Annotated in this window: 3 protein-coding genes; all 3 read left to right on the top strand. The window is 40.5% G+C overall.

Features of this window, described 5'->3' with window-relative positions; all coding sequences use genetic code 11:
- Positions 1-119 precede the first annotated feature (119 nt).
- The 3 genes from pdxR to BUB11_RS26455 all read left to right on the top strand — a co-directional run bounded on the left by pdxR (position 120) and on the right by BUB11_RS26455 (position 2,950).
- Positions 120-1,571: a MocR-like pyridoxine biosynthesis transcription factor PdxR gene (gene pdxR, locus BUB11_RS26465; RefSeq protein WP_242947787.1), complete on the top strand. Its 1,452-nt coding sequence runs from the start codon at positions 120-122 to the stop codon at positions 1,569-1,571.
- Positions 1,572-1,836: 265 nt separating this feature from the next.
- Positions 1,837-2,679, top strand: coding sequence for an SPFH domain-containing protein (locus BUB11_RS26460; protein WP_073033620.1), 843 nt, complete (start codon positions 1,837-1,839; stop codon positions 2,677-2,679).
- Between the two features lie 79 nt (positions 2,680-2,758).
- The gene (locus BUB11_RS26455; RefSeq protein ID WP_073033619.1) at positions 2,759-2,950 is read left to right on the top strand and encodes a type II toxin-antitoxin system antitoxin; all 192 of its coding nucleotides are present in this window, start codon (positions 2,759-2,761) and stop codon (positions 2,948-2,950) included.
- The last annotated feature ends 220 nt before the right edge of the window (positions 2,951-3,170 follow it).

Below are 3,170 nucleotides of genomic sequence, written 5' to 3'. Positions count from 1 at the left end.
AAATGTCAAGCGTTTTTTGCTATTGTTAAAACATTTTTTGCAATTTTAAAGGGCTATTTCCTATTTATGTAAGGATAGCCTGATGACATTGGGTAAAAACCCCATCTGAACCAAGAATATTGTTAATATCCAGAATTGGAAAGAGAGGGATTTCCATGCTCTTGCTGGATAAAATTGGACCGTTTTTGTATGAACAGCTATTTGATGCTTTACGGCAGAGTATTATACAAGGTGATCTCAAAACAAACGACGCTCTTAAGCCGATTCGTGTATTGTCGGAAGAACTACACATCAGCATCAATACCGTAAGCAGGGCATATCAGCAGCTACTGGAGGAAGGATATATCCGGTCGGTTCAGGGAAGCGGCTATTATGTGGAGAACTTGTTAACTTTACCAAGATCGAGCGTGTTATATAGAATGGGACAAAAAGAAGTAGTACGGGAGTCTATTGTTCCGCTGAAGTATGATTTCAATTATGAAAGCATTGAGTCAAGTTTTTTTCCATGGACGAAGTGGAGAAAGTATATGCAGGACGCAATGTTGGAGGAATCCTGTTCCACGAAAATCGCATATGAATGCAACAAAGGAAATGTAGAATTACGGAAAAGTCTGTGCGATTACATCAATAACAGTCGGGGTGTAAAATGCAGTTGGGAGCAAATCGTCATTTCCGCCGGCACACAATATGCTATGGACATTATTACCGAAATATTACATGAGAAAGTACATACGATAGGTGTGGAAGACCCCAGCTTTATTGGAATGCAAAGAATAGTTACGAATAAAGGATACTCCATCAAAGCCCTTTCCATGACCGATCTAGGAATCGATATTGATGTCCTAGAAAACTCGATGTGTCAGCTACTTTACTTAACGCCATCCCATCAATTTCCTACCGGTGTCACTACATCCTTGCCAAAACGTTTGCAGATTTTGGAATGGGCGCAAAAGAACCGGGCCTATATTATTGAAAATGATTATGACAATGAGTTTTTATATGGAGAAAAACCCCTTCCCTCTATTCAGTCTTTGAGCACTGGGCAGAATGTGATTTATTTGAGCACATTATCGAAGGTTCTCTCTCCGTCTCTTCGGTGTGCGTATTTTGTCCTCCCATATAAACTTATGGAAATATATGAAGATAAATACAAGTATTATTATTCGGCGCTTCCGACTTATAATCAGAAGGCACTGGCGTATTTTATCAGAGATGGGCATCTCGAAAGACATGTACGCAAGATGTCACTGTCAAACAGAAGAAAATACGGAATATTTAACAAAGTGATAAAAGAATATCTTGCAGGTGTCGTTAAGATTTTCCCGGCGCCGGCAGGTTCTCATACCTTGATACAAATTCCGGGATGTACAAGTCAAGAAGGTCTGATCACGAAGATGAGATTGAGAGGCTTTGGAATTTATGGGACGAAAGACCATTGGCGGAACCAGCAAAATTCACCGGAAAACATCTTCCTCTTTGGGTTTAATTCTATACCGGAAGAAGATCTAGAAGGAGCTTGCATCGAGTTTGCTTGTGCATTGAAGGAAATTATTAAAACATTGGAAATGTGATGGTACAGACGGAAAGAATAAAAAAAGATCGAAATTCAGAGTTCTTCTGTTTTGTTCCGGTTCATTTCTATCATTGCTTTATCTAGTTTTATTCAAAACTTCATTATAAAGGACCGGGGCAAAATAAAGCCTCGGTCCTTTACATTTAAATCATATTCCCCTTTACTGGTAAATCTTTCAGTTTAAGAAACCACAGAGAACGCTTTACATATTGCACAAATGTGATATCATATTAATATCGATATGAACTCAAGGAGGAATTAAAATGATTGAAAAAAAAGCTTGGGCTGTCAATGGTTATCTTGCTTTGATTCTTATGCTTGCCCTTCTGATCGGTGGAATTGCCTTAGTTGTCCAGGAAAATTTCGTGGTCGGTATCCCTCTAATTATTCTGTCCCTCTTCCTGGCAACTGGAATTATTGTCGTTCAACCTAATAAGTCCTATACCCTGGTCTTTTTTGGAAGCTATCTCGGTACGCTCCGCGAACCTGGCTTGTGGTTAAGTGTTCCACTAGCTATACGCAAAGGAGTTTCTTTACGGGTTCGAAATTTTAACAGCAAAACTCTCAAAGTCAATGACATTGAAGGTAATCCAGTTGAAATTGCTGCCGTCGTCGTCTTTCGGGTCGTTGATACCGCCAAGGCAACTCTTGATGTTGAGAAATATGAAGGATTCGTAGAAATCCAAAGTGAAACTGCCTTGCGCCACGTAGCAACGCGTTACGCCTATGACAATTTTGAAGGTAAAGGTTTTTCTTTAAGGGGTAATCCTGAAGAAGTATCCACTGAATTAATGAACGAACTCCAACAACGACTTAAACTTGCGGGAGTCGAAGTGACCGAAGCTCGGCTTACCCATTTAGCCTATGCGACTGAAATCGCTGGCGCAATGCTCCAACGTCAACAGGCTTCCGCCATCCTCTCTGCCCGCCAAATCATTGTGGAGGGCGCCGTCGGTATGGTTCAGATGGCCATTGAACGAATCGAAAAGGATGGCGTTGTAAAACTTGATGAAGAGCGCAAGGCCGCTATGATTAACAACCTGCTCGTTTCCATCGTTTCTGAACGTTCAAGCCAACCTGTCATAAATACCGGAACCATGTATTAATGTGAAAATTTGCTGCACTAAGCGACTTATGCATTCCGATAGTACAAAATTTGCAGCTTGATATTGGATGTGGATAACAATGGCAACAAAAAAACAATTCCCCTTACGCCTTGATCCTAAACTTTATGTAGCTTTAGAACGCTGGGCAGCCGATGAATTCCGAAGTGCCAATGCACATATCGAATTTTTGCTCCGGGACGCAGTCCGACGAGCAGGACGTTTACAAGAGCATAGTAGCACTGAAGATTCGCAGACGTCAAAAGAGGTATAATAAAAAGAAACTGGAGCGCTAGCAGTGTTCCAGTTTCTTTATAAGAAAAATCGTCTTTGAGTTCGCTATTATTGATTTTAAGCCAAGGGAAAAAAAAGCCAGATATCCATAAATGAATTTAAGTAGCTACATCTCTTTTCATAAAAACATACCAAGAGATGAGATTGAAGACTATAAAATAGACCGCCAGTACCATCAAAGAGAAGGTCATCGTCATCCC

The organism is Desulfosporosinus lacus DSM 15449 (assembly GCF_900129935.1).
GTDB lineage: Bacteria > Bacillota > Desulfitobacteriia > Desulfitobacteriales > Desulfitobacteriaceae > Desulfosporosinus > Desulfosporosinus lacus.
The sequence above is the reverse complement of the archived record's forward strand: the minus strand, read 5'-3'. Positions and strand labels throughout refer to the sequence as shown.